This is a genomic window from Streptomyces sp. CRN 30 (assembly GCF_034105845.1).
Genome location: NZ_JAVRHI010000257.1, coordinates 1 through 17,314 on the forward strand (window position 1 = coordinate 1; position 17,314 = coordinate 17,314).

Annotated in this window: 13 protein-coding genes and 2 pseudogenes; 2 read left to right on the forward strand and 13 right to left on the reverse strand. The window is 75.0% G+C overall.

Annotated elements, in window-relative coordinates; genetic code table 11:
- The first annotated feature begins 286 nt into the window (after positions 1-286).
- The gene (locus tag UW392_RS26695; protein ID WP_320777738.1) at positions 287-886 is read left to right on the forward strand and encodes a response regulator transcription factor; all 600 of its coding nucleotides are present in this window, start codon (positions 287-289) and stop codon (positions 884-886) included.
- A 40-nt stretch (positions 887-926) separates the two neighbouring features.
- Here UW392_RS26695 and UW392_RS26700 read toward each other — a convergent pair whose 3' ends face one another.
- The 10 genes and pseudogenes from UW392_RS26700 to UW392_RS26740 form a co-directional block, all read right to left on the reverse strand.
- Complete coding sequence (locus UW392_RS26700) at positions 927-2,774, reverse strand: ABC transporter ATP-binding protein (RefSeq protein WP_320777739.1); 1,848 nt, start codon at positions 2,772-2,774, stop codon at positions 927-929.
- Between the two features lie 130 nt (positions 2,775-2,904).
- Positions 2,905-3,339: pseudogene (locus tag UW392_RS67065) on the reverse strand (hypothetical protein); the annotation flags it as partial.
- Between the two features lie 235 nt (positions 3,340-3,574).
- Positions 3,575-4,987, reverse strand: a pseudogene (locus UW392_RS26705) (ABC transporter transmembrane domain-containing protein); the annotation flags it as partial.
- A gap of 91 nt (positions 4,988-5,078) precedes the next feature.
- Positions 5,079-5,207, reverse strand: a complete 129-nt coding sequence (locus UW392_RS26710; protein ID WP_320777677.1) for a SapB/AmfS family lanthipeptide — start codon at positions 5,205-5,207, stop codon at positions 5,079-5,081.
- Positions 5,204-7,939 (reverse strand): class III lanthionine synthetase LanKC, encoded by a 2,736-nt coding sequence (gene lanKC, locus UW392_RS26715; protein WP_320777678.1) that lies wholly within the window; start codon positions 7,937-7,939, stop codon positions 5,204-5,206. The genes UW392_RS26710 and lanKC overlap by 4 nt, the downstream gene beginning before the upstream one ends.
- 124 nt (positions 7,940-8,063) lie before the next feature.
- Complete coding sequence (locus UW392_RS26720; protein WP_320777679.1) at positions 8,064-8,663, reverse strand: histidine phosphatase family protein; 600 nt, start codon at positions 8,661-8,663, stop codon at positions 8,064-8,066.
- Between the two features lie 36 nt (positions 8,664-8,699).
- On the reverse strand, positions 8,700-9,194 hold the full coding sequence (locus UW392_RS26725; RefSeq protein ID WP_320777680.1) for a type VII secretion target: 495 nt from the start codon (positions 9,192-9,194) through the stop codon (positions 8,700-8,702).
- 29 nt (positions 9,195-9,223) lie between these two features.
- On the reverse strand, positions 9,224-9,694 hold the full coding sequence (locus UW392_RS26730) for a hypothetical protein (protein WP_320777681.1): 471 nt from the start codon (positions 9,692-9,694) through the stop codon (positions 9,224-9,226).
- Positions 9,695-9,752: 58 nt separating this feature from the next.
- Positions 9,753-11,411, reverse strand: a complete 1,659-nt coding sequence (locus tag UW392_RS26735) for an alpha/beta hydrolase (RefSeq protein ID WP_320777682.1) — start codon at positions 11,409-11,411, stop codon at positions 9,753-9,755.
- Between the two features lie 144 nt (positions 11,412-11,555).
- A complete protein-coding gene (locus UW392_RS26740) occupies positions 11,556-12,764 on the reverse strand; it encodes a pyridoxal phosphate-dependent aminotransferase (RefSeq protein ID WP_320777683.1) in 1,209 nt (402 codons plus the stop codon).
- A gap of 86 nt (positions 12,765-12,850) precedes the next feature.
- On the opposite strand from UW392_RS26740, the gene UW392_RS26745 reads away from it, so the two are divergent.
- Positions 12,851-13,492, forward strand: a complete 642-nt coding sequence (locus UW392_RS26745; protein ID WP_320777684.1) for a helix-turn-helix domain-containing protein — start codon at positions 12,851-12,853, stop codon at positions 13,490-13,492.
- A gap of 115 nt (positions 13,493-13,607) precedes the next feature.
- On the opposite strand, the gene UW392_RS26750 is transcribed toward UW392_RS26745, so the two are convergent.
- The 3 genes from UW392_RS26750 to UW392_RS26760 are packed head-to-tail and all read right to left on the reverse strand — an operon-like array spanning position 13,608 to position 17,257.
- Positions 13,608-14,429, reverse strand: coding sequence for a hypothetical protein (locus UW392_RS26750; RefSeq protein WP_320777685.1), 822 nt, complete (start codon positions 14,427-14,429; stop codon positions 13,608-13,610).
- On the reverse strand, positions 14,429-15,700 hold the full coding sequence (locus UW392_RS26755; protein ID WP_320777686.1) for a VWA domain-containing protein: 1,272 nt from the start codon (positions 15,698-15,700) through the stop codon (positions 14,429-14,431). The genes UW392_RS26750 and UW392_RS26755 overlap by 1 nt, the downstream gene beginning before the upstream one ends.
- 45 nt (positions 15,701-15,745) lie before the next feature.
- Complete coding sequence (locus tag UW392_RS26760; protein ID WP_320777687.1) at positions 15,746-17,257, reverse strand: IucA/IucC family protein; 1,512 nt, start codon at positions 17,255-17,257, stop codon at positions 15,746-15,748.
- Between the last annotated feature and the right edge of the window lie 57 nt (positions 17,258-17,314).

The window sequence follows — 17,314 nt, forward strand, 5'->3', positions numbered from 1 at the left end:
CGTGGCCAGGGACCGAGGGCGCCGGCGCCCGCGCGGCGGACGGCGACCGCGTGGCGTACGCGTCGGCTCCGGAGGCCGGCCGGGGGCGTGTCAGCGCCGATCGGGCCCGCCCCCACGTGACCCGGAGCGCCCCCTCTCACCTTCCCGGGCGGCGCGATGCGTCCGGTGCGCCCGCCGTGCGCCGACGCGCCGTGTTCCCCCGGAGGGAATCGGGGCACCTGGGCCCCTGGTGCGGGAGACACCGGAACGGCTGCCCGACGGGACGGCCGCGGACGAGGGGTGGGAGATGGTCCGTGTCCACGTGGTGCACGAAGAGGAACTGCTGCGGTCGGCGCTGGCGCAGCTGCTCAGATCCGACGACACACTGGAGGTCGCGGCGATGTCGCCCCTCGCCGACCCGCCGGAGCACGAGGTGCTGCCGACCGACGTGTGCGTCGTGGACGGCGAGTACCTGCACGGGCCGGGGCGCGGACAGGACGCGCCGCCGTTCCGGGCGCGGTGCGGGGAACGCCTCGTCGTCCTGACGACCCCCGGGCGGCCGGGGGTCGCCCGCAGGGCGTTCGACGGCGGCGCGCTCGGACTGGTCGACAAGAACGCCCCCGCGCAGCGGCTGATCAGGGCCGTGCACCGGGTGGCCGCGGGGGAGCGCTTCCTCGACGAGGCGCTCACCGTGGCGCTCCTCGTCGGCGCGGCCATGCCGCTGACCACCCGTGAGCTGAGCGTGCTGTCCCTGGCCGCCCAGGGGGCGCCGATGGTCGAGATCGCCGCCCGGCTGCACCTCTCCCGGGGGACCATCCGCAACTACATGGCCACCGCGATCCGGAAGGTGGGCGCCCGCAACCGCGTCGACGCGATACGGATCGTCCAGAGCGCCGGCTGGACGTGACGGACCGCGCGGTGCGGCGACCGGCGCTCACGCACCGCGCTCAGGTCCCCGGGTGCCCACGGGTCTCCGGGCGCGGGTCCCCGTTCCAGTGGCCCGTCAGGTCGCGGTAGAGGGAGGAACGGGCCAGCACCTCCTCGTGCGTGCCGCACACCGCGCCCACCCCGTCCAGGACCAGCACCCGGTCGGCCCGCACCGCCGAGGACAGCCGGTGCGCCACGACCAGCAGCGTTCCCGGCCGCCGGGCCAGGGCCCCCTCCACGCGCGCCTCGGCCGCCGGGTCGAGACGGCTGGTGGCCTCGTCGAGCAGCAGCAGGGGGGCGGGGGACAGGTACGCGCGGGCCGCCGCGATCAACTGCGCCTCGCCGCCGGACAGTTCGTCCGGGCGGAGTACGGCGTCGAGCCCGCCGAACCGGTCGACCAGTGGCCGCAGCCCGAGTGCGCCGACGGCGGCGCCGAGGTCCGCGTCCGCCGCGTCCGTGCACAGGTACGCGAGGTTGTCCCGGACGGTGCCGGTGAAGACGTACGCCTCCTGGGGGACCAGCACCCGGCGGCGGGCGTCCCGTCCGGTCACCGGCCGCCCGGCCACCCGTACCTCCCCGCCGCTCGGCGCGAGCGTCCCCGCGACCAGCCGCAGCAACGTCGACTTCCCGATACCGCTCGGCCCGACGACGGCGAGGTGCTCACCGGGGGCGACACACAGATCCACCCCGTCGAGCACCGGCTCGGCCCGGACACCGTAGGAGAGGGTGACGGAGCGGAGTTCCACCGCGGGGGGTCGGCCGGTGGTTGCGGTCGCGGTGGCCGTGGTGGCCGTTGCGGTCGCGGTGGTCGTGCCGCGTGGCCGTACGCGGTACGCCGCCACCTGGGTGGGAGGGGTGGTGGCTGGTTCCGGGGCCGGTTCGGGGCCGGTGATGCGGTCCAGGACGACCAGCAGCCGGGCCCCCGCCGCGCCGAGCGCGGTCATCAGCGTGTGCAGGGCGGGCAGCAGCGACTGCGCGAGGTAGGTGAAGGCGCCCAGCAGCGCGCCCGCCGTGAGCCCCCGGCCGCGCAGCCACTCCACCGCGAGCAGCAGCGCCAGGACGGGCAGGTGGCCCGCGACCCCCAGGGCCGCCGTCCGTACGGCGGCCCAGCCGGCCAGCGCACGGGCCGCCGCGGCGGCCTCGTCGACGAGGGCGGCGCCCCGGCGGGCCGTCTCGGGGCCGGTCCCGCAGGCCGTGAGGTCGCGCAGGCCCGCACGGGTCCGGGCGGCGTGGTCGGCCAGGGCCTCGTCGGCGACGAGCGCCCGCCGCTGGGCCGCCGCCATGGGCCGCAGCGTCGCCAGGAAGAGGAGCACTCCGCCCAGCAGGGGAGGGAGCACCACCACGAGCAGGGCGGGGTGCAGCGACAGCAGGCCGAGCAGCGCCCCGGCCGCGGTGAAGACGAACGAACGCAGCGTCAGGACCAGGCCGGCGAAGCTGTCGCGGGCGATCTCGGCCTGGTTGGTCAGCCGCGAGACGGCCGCCCGGTCGGTGCCGCCCGGCCCGTCCGGCGCGGCCACCGCACCGGCCAGGGACCGGTCGACGACGCGCCGGACCAGACCGTCGCGCAACGGCTCCGTCAGCCCCGCCAGTTCGGCGAAGACCCCCCGGATCACCGGCGCGCCGCACACGACACCGGCCAGGGCCGCCGCGAGCCACAGCAGGCCCCGCCGCACGTCCCCGGCGAGGAACCCCTGGTCGACGGCGCGGGCGACCGCGAGTCCCACCAGGAACGCCTGGCCCGCCTCCGCCAGCGACCACAGGGCGAGCCGTGCCAGCACCCCTTTGCGGCGGGCGAGGAACCGACGCGCGGACGGCCCGATCCGACGCACCGCCCCCGGCCCGGCCCCCCGGGCCCGCCCCCGCACCACGCGACTCACGACCGCACCTGCCGAGTCTCGGACCCGGCCCCCACACCCGCGCCCGCCACACCCCCGCCGCCCGCTCGGCCGCCCTCGACGTCGGCCCGCGCGCCCCCGGTACCGGCTCGGTCGCTCTCGGGGTGGGGCCGCGTCTCTCCGGTGTCGGTTCGGGCGCCTCCGGCGTGGGGCCGCGTTTCTCCGGTGTCGGTTCGGGCGCCCTCGGTGTCGGCCCGCGCGCCCCCGGTATCGGCTCGGCCGCCCTCGGCATCGGCCCGCGCGCCCCCAGTACCGGCTCGGCCGCCCTCGGCGTCGGCCCGCGTGCCCCCGGTACCGGCTCGGCCGCCCTCGGGGTGGGGCCGCGTCTCTCCGGTGTCGGTCCGAGCGTCCTCGACGTCGGCTCGGCCGCCCTCGGTATCGGCCCGCGTGCCCTCGGTATCGGTCCGCGCGTCCCTGGTGCCGCCCCGCGTTCCCCCGTCCCGGGCCCGTTCCCCCTCCGTCCCGGGCCGGCCCGTGTCCCGGTCGCTCGGTGGTGCCGTGTCGCCGTCCGTCGCGAACACCGAGCGGTACTCCGCAGTGCGCCACAGGGTGCGGTGGGGGGCGACCGCCCGTACGCGGCCCGTCTCCAGCCAGATCACCAGGTCCGCCCGGTCGGCGACCGACGGACGGTGGGCGACGAGCAGCCGGGTGCCGGGGCGGAGCGAGCGGCGCAGCGCGCGGTCGACCTCGTGCTCCGTGGCGGTGTCCAGGCTGGACGTCGCGTCGTCCATGATCAGCAGTCGTCCGGCGTGCGCGAACGCCCGCGCCAGCCCGAGCCGCTGGTACTCGCCGCCCGAGAGGGGCGCCGCCGCCAAGGGCGTCCCGTACCCGAGGGGAAGCCGGCGGACGAAACCGTCGGCCCCCGCGGCGCGGGCGGCCCGCCGCACCTCCTCGTCCGGGACCCGCCGCGCCCCGGCGGCGACCGCCTCGGCGACCGTCCCCCCGTCCAGCACGGGCCGTTCGAAGGCGAAGGCGACCTCCGTGCGCAGCGCCTCGTGGGACAGCCGGTCGAGGGGGACCCCGTCCAGCAGCACCTGTCCCTCGTCGGGGTCGGTCAGCCGCCCCGCCACGGCCGCGAACACGGACTTCCCCGCGCCGCTGCGGCCGACCAGCGCGACGGTCGTGCCGCCCGTGATCCGCAGGCCGTCGGCGCGCAGCACCTCGCGGCCGTCGCGCACCACCCGCACACCGCGCAGTTCGAGGGTGCCAGGGCCGCCCGGCGGGAGCCGCTCCGGGCCGTGGTCGAGCGCGGGCAGCCGTTCGAGGTCCCGGGTCCTGACCCGGGCGGCACGGCCCCGGACGACCGCGCCCAGCAGCGTCGCGGCGCCGCCGAAACCGGCCGTCAACTGCGCGTACCGGCCGACCGCGAGCAGGTCGCCCACGCTCAGCGCGCCCGCCGCCAGGCGCAGTCCGCCGACGGCCGTCGCGGCCAGTACCAGCAGCGGCACCAGGACGCCGCCGCGGGCCAGCGCCCGGCCGTGCAGCGCCCACATCCGCCGGCCCAGCGAGGCGAGGTCCGGCAACGGGGCGAGGACCCGCGCGCGTTCCCGGGCGACGGTGCCCGCCGCGGCGACGGTCGCCCGGCCGGCGAGGGCTTCGAGGAGCCGGGAGGCGATCTCCGCCTGGGTGCGCTGGTAGGCGGCCACCGACGCGCCGGTGTCCCGCGCGAACGTCCGCAGCACCAGCGCGAGGGCGGGCAGCCCGGCCAGCACGCACGCCGCCACCCACACGTCGACGACGGCCAGGGCCACGAGTGCGCCGGCCGGGGTGACGAGTGCCGCCGCGAGTGCCGCGCGGGCCGCCGGGGCGCTTCCCGCGTCGGCGGCGTTGAGGGTGAGCCGGGTCCCGGCATCCCCCGGGGTGCACTCCCGTACCCGGTCCGGTACGGCGCGCAGCAGTCCGGCGAGGGCGCGGACGCGGTGGGCGGCCGTCCAGGCGGCGCCGCAACGGCCGGTGAAGAGCGCGGTGAGACTGTCGAGCAGCAGTTCGCCGAGGAGCAGGGTGGCACTGAGGGCGGGCCAGGGGCCCGGGTCCCCGCCGCCGAGCAGCAGATCGAGGGTCCGGCCGAGGACGAGGGGCTGGGCCACCGCCGTCGCCGCCGCCGCGACCGAGCAGACCAGTACCAGCAGGGCGGGCGCGCGGCCCGGCCCCGTACCGCTCGTCCGGCGCCCGGTCGTCACCACCACCGGTCTCCCTTCCGTACGGTCCGTACGGGCGCACAGCGGGCACCGGCGCCCAGGACCGGGGGATCCGGGGCGCCGGTACGGTCGGCGTGCGTCAGTTACAGGTGGTCACGCTGAGGCTGCTGTCGCCGCAGAGGAGCAGGCTCGCGCGGCTGCCGCTCTCGACGTCGCCCATGGCCTCTTCCTTCGGGGTCTCCAGGGACTGCAGGTCGAACAGGTTCATGACATCTCCTTCTGGGGTGGGAACTGAGCGGAATCGTGCACCACGACTCCCGAGGGAGCCGAGTCCGAGGGCCGCCCGCCCGTACGGGGCGGCGGCAGGAACGGCAGCCCGGCGGGCGGGTCACCGTGGACGGAGGCGACGGCGAGCAGACAGCCGGCCGTCCCCGTGGCGAGGTCCATGGACAGCCGCATCATCTGCTCACCGGGGAAGGCGAGCCGCCCCCGGTAGGACATGGCGTGCCAGGACAGGGCGTCGAGCTGGCGCCGCACGGCCTCCGGGCCCGTACCGGGCCCCGTGGCGGTCGTGCGGGCGAGGTACAGCACCATCCCGGCCACGCCCCGGTAGAGGCCCGGCTGGGCGTAGAACATGGCCTGCGCCGCGGCCACGATCTCCGTCCTCGCCCGCGCGAACTCCTCGTCGTCCCGGTGTGCCAGGTAGTCGTCGAGCACCATGCCGATGCCCACGCTGCCGGCGCCCAGGTAGGGCATGGTGCGCCAGCCCTCGTCCACCTGGAGCGCGCCGCCGACACCGCGCACGCAGCGCGCCAGGTCCTGGCGGAGCGCGTCGCGCGCGAGGTCGAGAAGGACGGAGTCCCGAGTGCGCTCGTACAGGCGCACGAAGAGCAGGGCCCGGCCCGCCGCGCCGTGCAGCAGCCCCGCGCGGGGCCGGGCGGAGTCCGCGGCCGGCGTGGCGCGGGCGGTCAGGTCGGCACAGCGCAGGGCCGCCGCGCGCAGCGCGCCCTCGCCGGTCGTGGCGGCCAGCGAGTCCAGGGCGAGCCCCAGCCCCGCGGTGCCGCCCCACAGGTCGGGGGCGAGTCCGTCGAAGGACCGGTCGAGCAGGAGCCCGGCGAGGTCGAGGGCGCTCTCGCGCCGGCCGAGGTGCTCCAGCGTCCAGGCGATCCCGGCGAGCCCGTCGTGGAAGCCGAGCGGCAGGCCCGACGGGAGCCGCTCGGTCCGCTCCACCAGCCAGCGCAGGGCGTCCTCGTCGGCCTCCTCGCGGGGGACGCCGCTCGCGGCCAGGGCGTAGAGCACCCCCGCGGCGCCGTGGCCGAAGGCCAGCCCGCCGCCCGCCGTCGCGAACTGCGCGATGTCGCCGGGGAACAGCCGGTCCGTCCGGTCCGGGGTGGCCGACGCGCGGATCGCCGCGGCCATCGACTCCCGGCTGCGCGGCCAGTCCCCCGGCCGGACCGGTACGACCTCCCCGGCGGACGGCCGCACCGACGACCCACCGCCCGCACCGCCCACCGCCCGCACGGCACCGGTCGTCCCGGGCGTTGCGGATGTCCCGGTCGCGCCGGACGTTACGGTCGTCGCGTCCCCCGTGATCTCCTCGACCGCCGCGTCCAGGAACGCGCGGTCCACCGGGAACCGTTCCGCCACCAGGTCGGCGAGGTGCGCCGCCTTGCGCCGGTCCAGCGCGAGCAGGCTGGTGAGCGGCAGGAACAGGGCCAACCGCAGACAGGCCAGCGCGTACCGGTCCACCGCCGTGCCGCGCCGGCCGGCGGGTGCCACGAACCCCGGGTTGGCGACCGTCTGCCGGCCGGGTTCGTCGATGCCGTGCGCGGCCTCGAAGTCCAGCAGGGCGACGCTGTCGTCGTCCCTGACCATGATGTTGAACAGGTGCAGGTCGTTGAAGACCACGCCCCGCGCGTGCACGTCGGCGACGGCCCGCTCCACCCGCGCGTGGACGTCCAGGGCCCACGCGGTGTACTCGGCCAGCCGCCGTTCGTCCGGGTCCGCCTCGATGAGCGGGTGCCGGCGGGCGAAGAAGGTGTTGAGCGGCTTGCCGTCGAGGTACTCCAGGACGAGGAAGTGGTGCTCCCCGACCGTCAGGTGACCGAGCACCTCGGGGGTGCAGCCGAGCCCCGACAGCCGTTCCAGCGCCCGGCGTTCGCGGTGCAGCCGGGTCACCGCGTCGGCGCCGTCGGCGGCCAGCCCGGCGTGCGGCCGGGCCTCCTTCAGCACGACCCGGTCGCCGGTACGGGTGTCCCGGGCGAGGTAGACGCCGCCCCCGTTGGAGAAGTGCAGCGCCGACTCGATGGCATAGGGAAGACCGGCCACGGTCAGTGCGGAGCGGGCCTGAAGGTGCGGGCGCAGGAAGGCGGGCGGGGTCACCCACCGCGGCACGCGGAAGACGGGACCGCGCAGATCGGGTACGAGGGTGCCGTCGGGCCCGGTCACGGCCGGCCGCAGCTCGCCGTCCGCGTCGTAGCACTCGCGGCGGGTGAAGCCGCCGTACCGGACGTGCACGGGGCCCGCGCCGATCCGCAGGTCGCTCAGGATGTGCGGGCCCGGCTCACCGGCCAGCAGCTGCGACAGTTCGCTCACGAGCTTCTCGAAGAGCGTCTCGTCCGCCGGGTACACGGTGATGAACTTGCCGCTCCCGGCCCGGTCCGCGTACTTGGCGTTGCGCTGGTGCAGCAGGTAGCGGCCGGGGACGAACTTGAAGGCCGTACCCCCGGCGACGCAGCTCCGCCACACGCGCTCCAGCACCGACTCGGCGTTGTCGAGGCAGGCGGAGACGTGGATCTTCCAGCCCTGGTCGGGCAGGACGGCGTCGGCCGGACGCAGTGCCAGCCAGTCCCCGCTCTCGTTGCGGCGCCACCCTTCCGGCACGGGCCACGAGGCCGCGGCGTACCGGGCACGGCCGGTGCCGGGCCGCGGCGCGACGCGGTGCGGGGCGTCGTAGAAGCTCGGGTCCGCGTCGCAGAACACCGCGTAGCCCTTGTTCACGGCTTCCCCCTCCCACCGGTCGCTGTCGGATACGACGCTGACAGGTGGGCCACGGGCTTGCACAGTCACCGGTGTCACGACTCCGGTGTGCGGAACGCACGAGTAACTTCGCGCGCGGGGTCCCTCAGGCCGGCGGCCGGACGTTCCACGCGGCGATCACCGGACGGCCGTGCTCGGTGCTCAGCCGGCACAGCGTCCCGGTCGCCAGCTGGAACAGGGCGCCGGAGGAGGGCGGCAGCCCCAGGTGCCGGGCGGTGAGCACCCGCAGGAAGTGTCCGTGCGCGACCAGCACCACACACCCCTCGGTGTTCGCGAACGCCGCCTCCACCTCGGCCAGCACCCGGTCCGCCCGCTCACCGACCTGCTCCGGGCTCTCCCCGGGGTGCTCCGGCGGCCCCGCCTCGACCCCGTCGGTGAAGAGGAACCAGTCGGGGCGATCGCGGTGGATGTCGTACGTGGTGACGCCCTCGTAGGCGCCGTAGTCCCACTCGTGCAGGTCCGGGTCGACGCGCACCCCGTGCAGTCCGATCAGCTCGGCCGTCTCCCGGGCCCGCTGCGACGGGCTGACGAACGCCGCGCCGATCCGGTGCGAGCGGATGAACGGCACCAGTGAGCGTGCCTCGTCGCGGCCGTGGTCCGTCAGCGGCACGTCGGTGAGGCCGGTGTGCCGCCCGGACCGCGACCACTCGGTCTCGCCGTGCCGCACGAGGAAGAGATCACCCATGCCTACAGGGTACGGATCGGGCGGCCCGGGGCGACCTCAGCCGAAGCCGTTCCCGTCGTACGTCGGCATGTTGGTGCCGTAGGAGGTGCGCGGGTCCGGCAGGGGCCCGCCGGACGAGTCGACGGCCGAGCCCCCGGACGAGCCGCCCGACGGGTGACCCACGGGATGCGACTCGTCGCCGGCCGGGCGCAGGACGGCGGGCATCACCCCGGGGGTGGCCTGCGTGGCGGTGTCCATGGACTCGAAGTCCTTGCCGGTGTGCCGGTCGTTCCACTCGTGGCCGTCGGCGGAGGAGCGCAGGTTCTCCGCGCCCGCCCGCAGCCGGGCGCGGAGTCCGTCGAGCGCGGGCCGCCAGCTCGTGGAGAGCTCCGTCAGGGCGGCGCCCGTCGCCCACCCGCCGAGCGAGCCGCCGGCGGTGTCGGCCTCCTTGACCGCCTTGTCGGCGGGGCTGTCCAGGGTGTCGGCCACACCGTCGGCCGCCCCGGCGGAGGCACGGAGCACGGCCGGGTCGACGTCCGTCTGCTGGGACACGTCCGGTTCCTTCCAGAAGTGGGGGTGGCTCAGAACTGCTGCTGCTCGACGCCCGGCGGCAGCATGCAGGGGGTGCGGACGGCGAAGGAGAGCCGCTGGGGCTTGCTCCTGCCGGAGCCGACGGTGTCGGCCGAGACCGTGTAGCCGTTGTCCTTGTCGCGGGCGTCGAGGATCGCCGAGTAGCGGGCGTCACGGAACTCGCGGTACGCGGTGATCTCGTAGCCCTTCCGGGTCAGCTCCCGGCGCAGCGTCCGCACGACGCGGGTGTGCTCGGTGACGGGGGCCGGCGAGTAGACGTAGTAGAAGAGGCTGTACCGGCCGTCCTCGGCGACCTCGTCGTGGGCTCCGAGGCAGGTCTCGAAGTTCACCTCGACGGTCGAGTCGTCGAGTTCGACGTCGGTCAGCCGGGCCAGGTACGCCGTGTAGTCCGCGGCCCACTTGCGGGCCGCGTCCTTCTCCATGCGGGGCAGTGGCTCGTTCGGGTCGTCGCTCTGGGACACGCAGCCTCCGGTGGTGAGCAGGATCGCGCACACGGCGAGCGCCGTGCGCAGGAGCGGCCTACAGGCCGGGGACGATGTAGCCCTCGGGCGGCAGTTCGCCGCCCTTCTTCGGGACCTCCGCGGCCGGCTTCCCCGCGATGACGCGTCCCTGGTTGTCGAGCGATTGGCTGCCCTGGTCCCAGTAGCCGCTGTGTCCGTGGGTGTCGACCGCGAAGTTGTTGCCACCGAAAGCTCCGAGCATCGGGTCCCGACCCAGGGTGAGGTCGGAGGCGTGATTGATGATGGGGTCGTCCTCGGCGCCACCGATCCACACGTGCTCGGGGTCCATCTGGAGGTCGCTCGCCTCCTCCACCGTCATGCCGGGGCTGCCGACCACCACGATGTCGTCCGCGCCGAGCCCCGAGCCGCCCGCCGCCGCGGCGCCCACCACGGTGGAGCCGTAGCTGTGCCCCATGACGGTGGTGTGGCCAGGACCCTCGTGCGAGGCGTGTGTGCCCGCCACGAACCGCCGCAGGTCGGGTGCGGCGTCCTCGGCCCGTCCGGTGCCGCCGACGCTGTTGAAGTCGGTCGCCTTGGCCTCGGGGGCGTCGTACCCGAGCCACGTGATCATGGCCACGCTCTCGCCGTCGGACTGCCGCTCCGCCGACCGCTGGAGGGTGCCGATGCGCTCGATCTGCCCCGGCACCTCCTCCATCGTCGTATTGGTGCCCGGCACCAGGATGCCGGTGTGGTCGGCGGTGTCCGGGTTGCCCATCGCGACGATGGCCCGGCCGTCGTCCTTGGAGTCGTAGCCGAGGAGGTACAGCTCCTTGCCCTCGGGCGCGCTGTCGGACGCTTCGAGGCGGTCGTTGAGCAGGGTCAGGTTGTTCAGCCGCTTGTTGACCGTCTCCGTGCTCTCGCCGGGGAAGTTCTCCGAGTAGTCGCCGTCCCGGAGCGCGCTCAGCTCCTGGGTGACGGCGGTGCGGTTGGCGTCGTCGCGGACGTCCGTGGGGAGGCCGTCGGTCGCGCCGATCTGCTTCGGGTACAGCGTGGTGTACGCCTGCCGCTCCTCGGGGCTGAGCGCCTTCCACCACTCGGCGGCGGCCTTCGGGTCGTCGTCGGGTATCTGCGGCTCCTGGACGCCGACGGCCTTCATCGCGGCCTTGACGTCCAGGGCGGACTCCGCCGCCGCGTCGTGGTTGAACGGGTCGGTGAGAATGTCGCCGTTCAGCTCGGCGAGGGCCTTCGCGCCGTCCTTGTCGGCCTTGCGCGCCTCGGTCAGCGCCTCGTCGATGCCGGCGCGGTGCTCGCCGAGCAGGGCGCTGCGCTCGGCGATGAGCGCCTGCGTGTCGGGGTCCTGCCGGGGCAGGTCCGCCGTGGTGGGGTCGCTGACCCAGCCGTCGTCGTCCACCTCGAAGTGGTTCTCCTCCGCCCGGCGCACCGCGTTGCGGAGTTTCGTCTGTGCGGCCTCCATCCAGAAGCCCGTGGTGTCCAGCACCTCCGCGACGGCCATCGCCTCCGTCTCCACCACCCCGAGGCGGGACTCGACGTCCTCCAGGTAGAAGAGGGCCGCGTCGGCGTCGTCGCCCTTCCAGGCGTGGTGCAGCGGGCCGGTGACCTGGTGGCGGTGGCGTTCGACGAGGGAGTCCGCCGTCGTGGACAGCGCGCGCCAGGACTTGGCCGCGGCCTCCAGATCGGAGAAGTCCTGCTTCATCAGCCGTGTGAAATCGGAAGCCACGTCAGCCGTCCAGCCCTTCCGGGCACGGCTGTGCGACGCAAGCGAACATCTGGCAACCCCCGTTGCTGCTACTCACTCATGAGTTCGACGGGGGCAGCTTAGCCGAATCCGAATCATGGGTGCTGCCTGCGGCTATCGCCCTCGCTACTGCCGGTAGCCGTCCAGGAAGCGGCCGATCCGGCCGATCGCCGCCTCCAGGTCCTCGGCGCGCGGCAGGGTGAGGATGCGGAAGTGGTCGGGGGAGGGCCAGTTGAAGCCGGTGCCCTGGACGACCTGGATCTTCTCGCGGAGCAGCAGGTCCAGGACGAACTTCTCGTCGTCGTGGATGCGGTGCACCTTCGGGTCGATGCGGGGGAACGCGTACAGCGCGCCCTTGGGCTTCACGCACGAGACGCCGGGGATCTCGTTGAGCTTCTCCCAGGCCACGTCGCGCTGCTCGCACAGCCGGCCGCCGGGCGCGGTGAGTTCGTGGATGGACTGCCGGCCGCCGAGCGCGGCCTGGATGGCGTACTGCGCGGGCGCGTTGGCGCACAGCCGCATGGAGGCCAGCATCGTCAGGCCCTCCAGGTAGTCCCGGGCGTGCTGCTTCGGCCCGGTGACCACCAGCCAGCCGGAGCGGAACCCCGCCACCCGGTACGTCTTGGACAGGCCGCAGAAGGTGAGCACCACCAGGTCGGGGGCGAGCGCGGCGGTCGAGTGGTGTTCCGCGCCGTCGAAGAGGATGCGGTCGTACACCTCGTCCGCCATGACCATCAGTCCGTGGCGGCGGGCGAGGTCGAGGATGCCCTCCAGGACCTCCTTCGGATAGACGGCGCCCGTGGGGTTGTTGGGGTTGATGATGACGACCGCCTTGGTGCGGTCGGTGATCTTCGACTCCATGTCGGCGAGGTCCGGGTACCAGTCGGCCTGCTCGTCGCAGAGGTAGTGCACCGCCTTGCCGCCGGCGAGGGTCGTCACCGCCGTCCACAGGGGGAAGTCCGGGGCGGGGATCAGGACTTCGTCGCCGTCCTCGATCAGTGCCTGTACGGCCATCGAGACCAGCTCGGAGACGCCGTTGCCGAGCCACACGTCGTCGACCCCGACCTCCAGGCCGAGGCTCTGGTAGCGCTGGGCGACCGCCCGGCGGGCGGAGAGGACGCCGCGCGAGTCGGTGTAGCCGTGCGCCTGCGGCAGCATCCGGATCATGTCCTGGACGATCTCCTCCGGCGCCTCGAAGCCGAAGAGCGCCGGGTTGCCGGTGTTGAGGCGCAGCACGCTGTGCCCCGCCTCCTCCAGCGCGTCGGCGTGCTCGATCACCGGGCCGCGGATCTCGTAGCAGACCTCGCTGAGTTTGTTCGACTGCCGGAACTCCATGCGCCGCTTCCCCTCGGTAGCTGGTGTTGCTTGGTTTTACCAAGTGGCAGCTTGGAAAGTCCAACACATTGTCTAGACTGCGTCGCATGTCACCTCGCCGAAGCTACGACCAGTACTGTTCCGCCGCTCGGGCGCTCGACGTCGTCGGCGACCGCTGGACCCTGCTGATCGTCCGGGAGCTGCTCGCCGGTCCGCGCCGCTACACCGACCTCCACGCGGACCTGCCGGGCGTCAGCACGGACGTACTCGCCTCGCGGCTGAAGGACATGGAGCGCGACGGCCTCACCACCCGCCGCCGGCTGCCGCCGCCCGCCGCGGCCTACGTCTACGAACTCAGCCCGCGCGGGAGGGAGTTGCTGCCGGTGCTCCAGGCGCTGGGAGCGTGGGGAGCGGGAGAGCTGGGGGAGCGTCGGCCCACGGACGCGGTGCGGGCGCACTGGTGCGCGCTGCCCCTGCTGCGGGGGCTGGAGGGGGAGGGGCTGGTGGAAGTACGGCTGCGCGGCGGTGACTTCCACGACGGGGTGTTCCACCTGTACGCCGGTGCGGTCGAGGGGCCGGCCTACGGGGAGGGGCCGGCGCCCGCCGAGCCGGACGCGCGGCTGGTCCTGGACGCGGAGACGTGTGTCGCCGTGGGGCGGGGTGAGGTGCGGGTGGCGGACGCCGTGCGGGACGGGCGGATCGAGGTGACCGGGGACGGGGTGTTCGCCAAGGCGTTGCGGGAGGGGTGAACGCGGAACCGGGGCCCGCCCCTGCGAAGGGGCGGGCCCCGGTTCCGATCCGTTCTCGGCCGCGGGCGCGTCGTGGCCGGTCGCGCGGTTCCCCGCGCCCCTTACGGGGCGCGTTCTACGGGAGGTGGCGTGGGCGGCCGTTGCCGCGGGTCAGGGCGTAGCCGCCGATGCCCGCCAGCGCGGCCAGGACCGCGCCGATGCCGGTCCACACCCAGCGGTCCGACCACCAGCCGGAGGACCAGCCGTCCTCGGGTTCGATCGCGGAGAGCACGGCGGACTTCTCGGAGCCGTCCTCGTCGTCGTCCTTCGCCGACGTCACCGCGATGCCCGGCACCAGCGGTTCGGACAGGGAGCCGTCGACCGCCGCCGCGCCGCCCATGTCCTCGGAGTCCACCCGTACCTCGGTGGAGACCGGCAGACCGAGGTCGGACGTCGGCACGTTCACGACCGTGAGGCGGACGTAGTACGTGCCGGGCAGCGGGTCGTCGGCCCACGGCTCCGTCCACGCCCGGACCGTGCGCAGGACGCAGGCCAGCTCCACGGAGCCGGTGCCCGCCGCGGCGGTGCGCGTCTGCGCGCCGTACTGGCAGGCCTGCCGGCGGCGCAGACCGTCGTACACGTCGACCTGCCAGGTCTGCGCGGCGTGCGTCTCGGGCAGCTTCACGGTCGCCTTCACCGTGGCGCGCTGCCCGGCGTCCGCCGGGAACGACCAGTACAGGTAGTCGCCCGCGGAGCCGTCCGCCGTGGCCCGCTGACCCTGGTCGACCTCCGTGGCCGTACGGAACGACGTGCCCGCCTCCGTGGGCCCGTCCGCACCGGCCGACGGAGTCGGCGAGGAGTCCGCCGCCGCGGGGGCCGCCGCCAGGCCGAGCGCCAGCAGCGCCGCACCCGTCGCCTTCCCGGCCCGCGTCACGCGCGTCAGTAGCGTCGATCGCATCAGTTCGTCCTCCAGACGGCCACCCGCCAGCGCGACACCCAGCCCCACACCAGTCCGGCGAGGAAGCCCACCAGGACCAGCAGGCCCAGCAGCCACCAGCCCCGGCCGAGGCCGAACGACGCCACGTCGGACGCCTGGTCCGGGCCGTCCACGACGTCGACCGTCAGCTCCAGCGGCAGGCCCGGCGTGGTCTTCACGCCCGACGCGGGCGCGAAGGAGTGCGTCACCTGGAGGCACACGGCCTCGGTGGTCCCGGCGTCCTCGTCGTCGTCGGCCTCCGCCTTCGGGTAGCGCAGCCCCGTCGAGACGACGTCCGTACGGCCGTCACCCCCGGCCTCACCGCGCACGATCTCCCGGCCGTGCGCGGTGACCGCCCGCAGCAGCACCCCGTACGAGCGGGTCACGGCCCGGTCGGCGGAGACGCTCACCGAGGCGCGCAGCTCCTGGCCCGGCTTCAGGTCCACCCGGTACCAGCGCTGCTGCCCGAACTCCTCGCGGTCGGTGAACAGCCCCGACTCGAGCGTCGGCGCCTTCGCGCACGCCGTCGCGCCCTCGGTGGCGACCGGCGTCACCACCGGCTCGGCCGCCCGCTCGACCAACTGGCCGACCTTGCCCGCCAGTTCGTCGGTGTGCTCGATCGAGGTGTACGTCCCGCCGGTCGCCTCCGCGATGCAGCTGAGCTGCTGCCGCAGCTTGGCGCTGGGCACCAGGCCCAGGGTGTCGATGGTCAGCCCGATGCCCTTGGCCGCGATCTCCCGGGCCACCTCGCACGGGTCGAGCGGCGCGCAGGTGTCCTCGCCGTCGCTGATCAGCACGATCCGCTTGGACGCGCCGCTCTCCTCGAAGTCGTCGGCCGCCGCCAGCAGGGCGGGGCCGATCGGCGTCCACCCGGTGGGGGTCAGCGTCGCGACCGCCGTCTTCGCCTCGGTGCGGTCCAGCGGCCCGACCGGATAGAGCCGCGCGGTGTCCTTGCAGCCCGTCTCGCGGTCGTCGCCCGGGTAGTCCGCGCCGAGCGTCCGGATGCCGAGGCGCACCTCCTCCGGGGTCGCGTCGAGCACCTCGTTGAACGCCTGCTTCGCCGCGGCCATCCGGGTCCCGCCGTCGATGTCCTTGGTCCGCATGGAGCCGCTGACATCGAGGACGAGGTCGACCTGCGGCGCGTCCTCGCCGGTGGGTTCGCCGGCGGCCGCCGGGGCCGGGAGGGCGAGCCCGGCCGTCAGCGCGGCGAGCAGGGCGCACACGCCCGCCGCCAGCCGTGTACTTGTGATCATCGGCGGATCCTATTGACCCGCGGCGCCCTGCTCCAAAACGAGCCGTCAGCACACCGCCCCGGAAAGCGGATTGGGAAGTTCCGCCCACTGGTCGCCGGGTCCGCGCGGCGGCGCCAGCCGCATCAGCGTCAGCGCCTTCGCGGGCAGCGGCTCCTCGCGCAGCGCGTCCAGGTCCCCGGTGCGCGGCAGCTCCCGCACGGCCGCCTCCAGGGCGTCCCGCAGCGCGGCCCCCGTCCCCGCCGTCCCGGCCAGCGCACCGGCCACCAGGGACCCGAACAGCTTGCGGCGCAGCACCGTGACGTCGTCCGTCACCATCCGCTCCGGCAGCTCCGGGACCGCTATGCCGTGCCGGGCCAGCCGCGCCGGGCTGACCCGGAGGTCGGCCAGGTCCCGGTAGACCAGACGTACCGGCTCGCCCGCCGGGGAGAGCACCACCAGCAGGTTCTGGCCGTGCGCCTCCAGGGCCACGCCCAGCTCCAGCGCGCGCAGCCCCACCCGCACGGCGAGCCGCGCGAAACCGGCCAGCAGGTCCGGTGAGCGGGACAGCGACGCCGTCGCCAGCGCCGCCACCGGCACGACCCGCTCGCCGGTACCCGCGTAACTCTCCGGCGACTCGCGCAGCACGGCCGCGAGGTCGGGGGAGTACGCGGTCGCCGCGCCCAGGGTGCGGGTGATGTGCAGCAGCCCGTCGCAGCGCGCCGCCACCGCCTCCCCGAACGCCGACAGCGTCGCCGAGGCGCCGATCGAGGCGACGGAGATGTCCCGCACCGACGAGGTCAGCCGGGCGCTCAGCGCGGTCTTCACGTGCGGGCCGCCGGGCACGGCGAGGGTGCGCAGCGACATCAGCGGATGCGCGTCGATCCGGTGGCCCGCCTCGTCCGCCCCCTTCAGGACGTGCGCGGCCTGCCAGGGGTGCACCGGCACCAGCAGCCGGTCCCCGTCCCGCAGTTCCGCCGGCCAGGCGCCCGTCACCAGGCACTGCGACGCCGGGACCGGCACCCGCGCGAGCCCCACCACCGGCCGGTGCTCGGGCGCGTAGGCGAGCTGCTCGGCCACGGTGAACCCGGGCCGCGAGCGGCAGTTGGGGTGGAAGGGATGGCCGTCGACCACCCGCTGCTCCCACTCCCAGTCCCGCTCCGGCGGCCCGTCCGGCTCGGGCTGCGCCGCCCGGGACAGCGCCAGCGAGGCGACGCTGTGCCCCAGTTCGGCGGCGAACCCGTCCCCCCGGGGTACGGCGAGCGCGGTCATCAGCCCGGCCGGATCGGCGTACTCCGCCTCCTCGCACCGTACGGTGGTGACGTAGCCGCCCGTGCGATACGGGTCGGCCCCGGGGCCGTACAGCCGGCGGCCGTCCCGCAGACGCACGACGAGACCGTCACGGACGGATTCCCGGCCGGCGACCCACGGCAGTGGTTCATGGGCCAGCGCACGCCAGAGGCGGGAGAGCACGGCGGAGCGGGCGCCCGGCAGTTCGGCCGTGTACCGGGCGACGAGGCCGGGCCGCACGGCGGCCAGTTCCTCGGCGACCTCGGTCTCGGCGGTGGGGGGACGGTGCACGGTCGGACTCCTCGGGTACGGACTGGGTGAACGGGACGGCCGGCGGGCCCGTGCGCG

Bases quoted from the DNA above. Each gene is read 5' to 3' on its own strand.
- UW392_RS26695 (WP_320777738.1), top strand. From the start codon at position 287: ATGGTCCGTGTCCACGTGGTGCACGAAGAGGAACTGCTGCGGTCGGCG.
- UW392_RS26710 (WP_320777677.1), bottom strand. From the start codon at position 5,207: ATGAACCTGTTCGACCTGCAGTCCCTGGAGACCCCGAAGGAAGAGGCC.
- UW392_RS26720 (WP_320777679.1), bottom strand. From the start codon at position 8,663: ATGGGTGATCTCTTCCTCGTGCGGCACGGCGAGACCGAGTGGTCGCGG.
- UW392_RS26740 (WP_320777683.1), bottom strand. From the start codon at position 12,764: ATGGAGTTCCGGCAGTCGAACAAACTCAGCGAGGTCTGCTACGAGATC.
- UW392_RS26745 (WP_320777684.1), top strand. From the start codon at position 12,851: ATGTCACCTCGCCGAAGCTACGACCAGTACTGTTCCGCCGCTCGGGCG.
- UW392_RS26750 (WP_320777685.1), bottom strand. From the start codon at position 14,429: ATGCGATCGACGCTACTGACGCGCGTGACGCGGGCCGGGAAGGCGACG.
- UW392_RS26755 (WP_320777686.1), bottom strand. From the start codon at position 15,700: ATGATCACAAGTACACGGCTGGCGGCGGGCGTGTGCGCCCTGCTCGCC.